5 protein-coding genes and 1 tRNA gene are annotated in these 4,833 nt (G+C 66.3%); 4 read left to right on the top strand and 2 right to left on the bottom strand.

Features of this window, described 5'->3' with window-relative positions; translation table 11 throughout:
- The coding region (locus ACOJTB_RS20880; RefSeq protein WP_420104442.1) for an ABC transporter permease at positions 1–687 on the top strand (687 nt) is incomplete at its 5' end.
- Between the two features lie 56 nt (positions 688–743).
- Here ACOJTB_RS20880 and ACOJTB_RS20875 read toward each other — a convergent pair.
- Positions 744–2,018 carry an alkyl sulfatase dimerization domain-containing protein gene (locus tag ACOJTB_RS20875; protein ID WP_420104441.1) on the bottom strand — a complete coding sequence of 425 codons (1,275 nt, stop codon included), beginning with the start codon at positions 2,016–2,018 and terminating at the stop codon, positions 744–746.
- 164 nt (positions 2,019–2,182) lie between these two features.
- Positions 2,183–2,629: a MarR family winged helix-turn-helix transcriptional regulator gene (locus tag ACOJTB_RS20870; protein WP_420104443.1), complete on the bottom strand. Its 447-nt coding sequence runs from the start codon at positions 2,627–2,629 to the stop codon at positions 2,183–2,185.
- A gap of 105 nt (positions 2,630–2,734) precedes the next feature.
- On the opposite strand from ACOJTB_RS20870, the gene ACOJTB_RS20865 reads away from it, so the two are divergent.
- From ACOJTB_RS20865 to tig, 3 genes are all read left to right on the top strand, one after another.
- Positions 2,735–3,178, top strand: coding sequence for a VOC family protein (locus ACOJTB_RS20865; RefSeq protein ID WP_420104440.1), 444 nt, complete (start codon positions 2,735–2,737; stop codon positions 3,176–3,178).
- Positions 3,179–3,339: 161 nt separating this feature from the next.
- Positions 3,340–3,424 (top strand) — tRNA-Leu (locus ACOJTB_RS20860).
- Positions 3,425–3,518: 94 nt separating this feature from the next.
- A partial coding sequence (tig, locus tag ACOJTB_RS20855; RefSeq protein WP_420104439.1) for a trigger factor occupies positions 3,519–4,833 on the top strand: 1,315 nt, incomplete at its 3' end.

Genomic DNA, 4,833 nt, shown 5'->3' with positions numbered 1-4,833 from the left:
CCGGCGCCCGTCTTCGCGGTTGCCGTCGCCGCTGGGGCCTGGGGGGCCACCCGCAGGTTCGGTTTCACGCTCGGCATGGCGCTGCTGCCGCTGCTGATCGCGATGCTCGGCGTCTGGGCGGCGGCGATGCAGTCGCTGGCGCTGATCGCGGTCTCTGTGCTGCTGGTGCTGCTGATCGGGCTGCCGCTGGGCTTCGCCGCCGCGCGGCTGCCGCGGCTCAGCCGGGTCCTCGCGCCGCTCTACGATCTGATGCAGACGATCCCGAGCTTCGTCTATCTCATTCCCGTGGCGATGGTGCTGGGGCTGGGCCGCGCGCCGGCGCTGGTGGCGACGCTGATCTATGCGCTCCCGCCCTTCGCGCGCCTCACCGAACTCGGCCTGCGCGGGGTCGATCGCGAACTGGTGCAGGCGGCGCGCGCGCTCGGCCTCGGGCGCTGGCAGACGCTCTGGCTGGTCGAATTGCCGCTGGCCAGGCACGCCATCCAGCAAGGCCTCAACCAGGCGATCATGATGGCGCTGGCGATGGTGGTTGTCGCCTCGATGATCGGCGCCAAGGGGCTGGGCGAGATCGTTCTGCTCGGCCTCCAGCGCGCCGACCCCGGCCTCGGCTTCGTCGGTGGGCTGGCGATCGTGCTGCTGGCGATCCTGCTCGACCGGATGGCGCAGGCGTTGCTGGGGAGACGGTGAAGGGGCGCGCAGGTGCGTTGAGGTTTGCCGGGTCGGCTACGGGCCGATAGCTGACCTCAGGACAACTGCCCGCGAAGGTATTGCGCGGTGGTGAGGTAATAATTTCGGGCAGTCGCGTTGATCTGACGCTCGGCCAACTGCGAAAGCGCGTCCGCCTTGATCTCTGTCGCTTCGCGGGAGCCAGTTGCAGCGATGACGTGATCGGCTAGCTCAGCGGCCCATTGGAAGTCCCCGCACGTTAGCGCGTCGCTCGCCCGGCGCACCAAAGCCTCGACGCCTCCCATCAGCGCAATCATTCGCTCGCCGCGGGCCCTCGGCGTCAGTGGGTGAAGGTTGGTCGCATTGCCGTCAAACCACCCAGCATAGTCGGCATAGATGCCGCGGACGGCCCAAGCCACGTTTCCGTAAAATTCCTGCAGGTAAGGGCTGTCGGCGAGCTGTTTCGGGAGGCGAACGGTCTCGACAAGCTCGTCCGGGGTCCGCCCACGTCGGATGCCGTCCAAGGTCTGATCGAGCACAATCTCAATGCCGTCGCGATAGTCCCGGAGGGCTCGGGCGACCTCGGTCCGACCGATGACGGGGCGCATATGGCCCTGGACCATGGCTTCGGCATCGAGCCGCATCAAACGGTTCAAACTCGCGATCCAGACCTGGGGTGGGCGTAGCTTCAGGCCTCGTATGGGGGACAGGTTCGGAAAGGTCTTCAACACGATGTCGCCCGGCACCAGCACTCGCTGATTGGGCAGCCAGACCGCAATGTTTTCCGGTGCCTCTCCCGGGGCGTGCACCAGGTGGAGGCGCAAGCCGGCGATGACCAGCTCCTCTTCCTCAGCGTCGATCAACCTCGTCGGCTGAAGAAAACCCACCCGCGTATGCGGCGTCACGCGGCCATATTCCCGCTGGGTACCGGCGTTGATGAACAGCGCCTCCGGAAGTTTTGTGCCGAAGGCGTCGCCGCCGTCCCGTGGCCCACGGGCGAACTCCGGCCCGCTTTCTACCAAAATACGATGGCTGATGATGGCAGGATTATCGCCGCCAGCGAAGACAGTCGCGCCGCCGGTATGATCGGGGTGGTTGTGGGTATAGATGATAGCGGCCACGGGACGGCGGAAGCGTTCACCGAACGCTTCCACGATGTCCTGCGCGTCAACAGGATTGGCTGATGTGTCGATGATGATTGAGCTGCTTGCCGTCTGGATAAGGACCACATTGCTGGCCGAATAGCCGATCGCCGCAAAGACGCCTCCCGCAACCTCGACGATTTCCCTGCGAAACTCGCTGGAACTAGCCCTTAGCTGCTCCCGGCCAGCAAATTCTTCCGGATGGTTCATCGGGCGGATCTCCTCACCGTGCTCGGCGCGTCTAGCACTTCACCGGCGCCAGTGAATGTCAGGAACGGGCCGACAGCAGACGGTTGGCGGCCCTTCTCCGTCCGCCGTAGGATCGAGCTATCTTCACGCCGACGAGCGCTGGCCGGTCACCGTTCTACGCCGCCCTACACCCGCCCCAGCCGCACCAGCTCGGCCCGCAACCGCCCGGCATCGTCCAGCCCCGTTTCGATCTCGGCATGGACCCGCTTCCAGATCGGCACGGTTTGCACCAGCGCGTCGCGGCCCGCGGGGGTGAGGGTTAGGAGGCGCTGGCGCTTGTCGGTTTCGCCGGGATGCGTCGCGACGAGGCCGCGCCGTTCCAGCGGTTTCAGCGCGGCGGTCAGGGTCGTGCGGTCCATGGCGAGGAGGGTGGCGACGCTGCTCATGCTCGCGGGGGCAGGGCGGTTCAGCGACATCAGCAGGGAGAACTGGCCGTTGGTGAGGCCGGCCGGCCTCAGCGCGGCGTCGAAACGCCGGGCAAGCGCGCGGGCGGCCCGCTGCGCGTGAAGGCAGAGGCAAGTGTCGCGCACCGTGATGGTGGTCGCGAAGCTGGGTTCGGGCTGGTCGCTCATGACGTCGGTTGACATGCTGCCGTCATATACGTTGATATCAACTTAATGGATCGAGCGTCAAACGCAGCCACCCGGCCGGCGGGCGCCAACGAGAGGAGACGGCCAATGAAGATCGTGACGAGCCTGAGCTTTCAGGGGCAATGCCGCGAGGCGTTTTCGTTCTATGCCGAGGTGCTCGGCGGCAGGATCACGGCTGCGATGGCCTATGGCGACGCGCCGCCGGACATGCCGATCGGCGATGCCAAATACAAGGACTGGCTGATGCATTGCTGGCTGGAGGTCGGCGATCAGGCGCTGATGGGTGCCGATCTCGATACCGGCTGGGCTCCGAACATCGAGAAACCGAAGAACGGCTTCGACGTGACGCTTCACACGATGGACAAGGCGCAAGCGCAGGGTTGGCACGAGCGGTTGGCCGAGGGCGGGCGGATCGGCATGGCGTTCGGCGAGACCTTCTGGTCGCCGGGCTTCGGCACGCTGACCGACCGATTCGGCATTCCGTGGATGGTGAACACGATTCCGGGGCCCGGCTGGTCGCCGCAGGGCTGAGGGCCCGGTAGCCGGGCGCGATCGACGCGCGGCGCGCCCGCCCGAGGCGGGCGTTTTGCAGAACCGTCATTTTTTTGCTGCATGCGCCGGGCGAAATGCGTATAGCACCGCGGCTTGACGATGGCCGCGCTGCGTTTGCTCGCGCGCAGCGCTATCGGCCGGCGGGCGTGGCGGAACTGGTAGACGCACTGGATTTAGGTTCCAGCGGCGAAAGTCGTGGGGGTTCGAGTCCCTCCGCCCGCACCATCGGCAGGATTATCTTCGCGAGCGCGGCGGCGGTCGAAAACCGGCGTCGCGCTTTGGACATTGAGACAGAACAACGAGCTGTTGGCGGTATAAAATGAACGTGACAGAAACCCTCTCGCAGGGCCTCAAGCGCGAATTCCAGGTGGTGCTGAACGCCGCCGACCTGAAGACCAGGCTCGACGACAGCCTCCAGGATCTCCAGGGCAAGGCCCGCATCAACGGCTTCCGTCCGGGCAAGGTGCCGGTCGCGCATCTGCGCCGCCTCTATGGCCGCTCGGTCATGTCCGACGTGCTCCAGAACGCCGTCAACGAGGCGAACCAGAAGATCGTCGCGGACAACAACCTGAAGCTCGCCTTCGAGCCGCAGATCCGCTTCCCCGAGAACAAGGACGAGATCGAGGCCGCGATGGAGGCCAAGGGCGATCTCGCCTTTACCGTCGCGCTCGAGGTGCTGCCGAAGATCGAGCTCGCTGACATCTCCGACGTCTCGCTGGTGAAGCCCGTCGCCGAGGTGCCGGACGCCGATGTCGATGCCGCGCTGGAGCGCATGGCCGCCGGCAACCGCAGCTATGCCTCGAAGGGCGAGAAGGCCAAGGCCGAGAAGGGCGATCGCCTGATCATCTCCTTCGTCGGTACGCTCGACGGCGAGAAGTTCGACGGCGGCACGGGCGAGGGCATTCCGCTCGATCTCGGCGCCGGCCAGTTCATCCCGGGCTTCGAGGAGCAGCTGGAGGGTGCCGCCGCGGGCGAGACCCGCACCGTGAAGGTGACCTTCCCCGAGAATTATGCGGCCGAGAACCTCGCCGGCAAGCCGGCCGAGTTCGAGGTCACCGTGACCGAGGTGCAGGCGCCCGAGCCGGTCAAGATCGACGACGAGCTCGCCAAGGGCTTCGGCATGGAATCGCTCGACAAGCTCAAGGACGCCGTGCGCGAGCAGATCGGCCGCGATTTCTCGACCCAGTCGCGCCGCAAGCTGAAGAAGGGCCTGCTGGACGCGCTCGACGGCAAATACACCTTCGAGCTGCCCCCGACCCTGGTCGACCAGGAGTTCAACAGCGTCTGGAGCCAGGTCGAGCAGGACATGAAGGCCGCCGGCAAGAGCTTCGCCGACGAGGACACCACCGAGGACGCCGCCCGCGCCGACTACCGCAAGATCGCCGAGCGCCGCGTGCGCCTCGGCCTCGTGCTGGCCGAGATCGGCGAGCAGGCCAAGGTGCAGATCTCGGACGACGAGGTCACCCAGGCCCTGATCGAGCGCGCCCGCCAGTTCCCGGGCCAGGAGAAGCAGGTCTGGGAGTTCTACCGCAAGAACCCGCAGGCGCTGGCCGAGATCCGCGCCCCGATCTTCGAGGAGAAGGTCGTCGACCATCTGCTCGGCCAGGTGAAGGTCGAGGACCAGACCGTGTCCC

The sequence above is a fragment of the Allobosea sp. genome, from assembly GCF_048595345.1.
In the GTDB taxonomy this organism is placed as follows: domain Bacteria; phylum Pseudomonadota; class Alphaproteobacteria; order Rhizobiales; family Beijerinckiaceae; genus Allobosea.
Note: the sequence above shows the minus strand (reverse complement) of the source record. Positions and strands in the feature narration are given on the sequence as shown.

What these genes read in the sequence shown, in the direction of transcription:
- ACOJTB_RS20875 (WP_420104441.1), bottom strand. Translation starts at nt 2,018, where the DNA reads ATGAACCATCCGGAAGAATTTGCTGGCCGGGAGCAGCTAAGGGCTAGT.
- ACOJTB_RS20865 (WP_420104440.1), top strand. Translation starts at nt 2,735, where the DNA reads ATGAAGATCGTGACGAGCCTGAGCTTTCAGGGGCAATGCCGCGAGGCG.
- ACOJTB_RS20870 (WP_420104443.1), bottom strand. Translation starts at nt 2,629, where the DNA reads ATGAGCGACCAGCCCGAACCCAGCTTCGCGACCACCATCACGGTGCGC.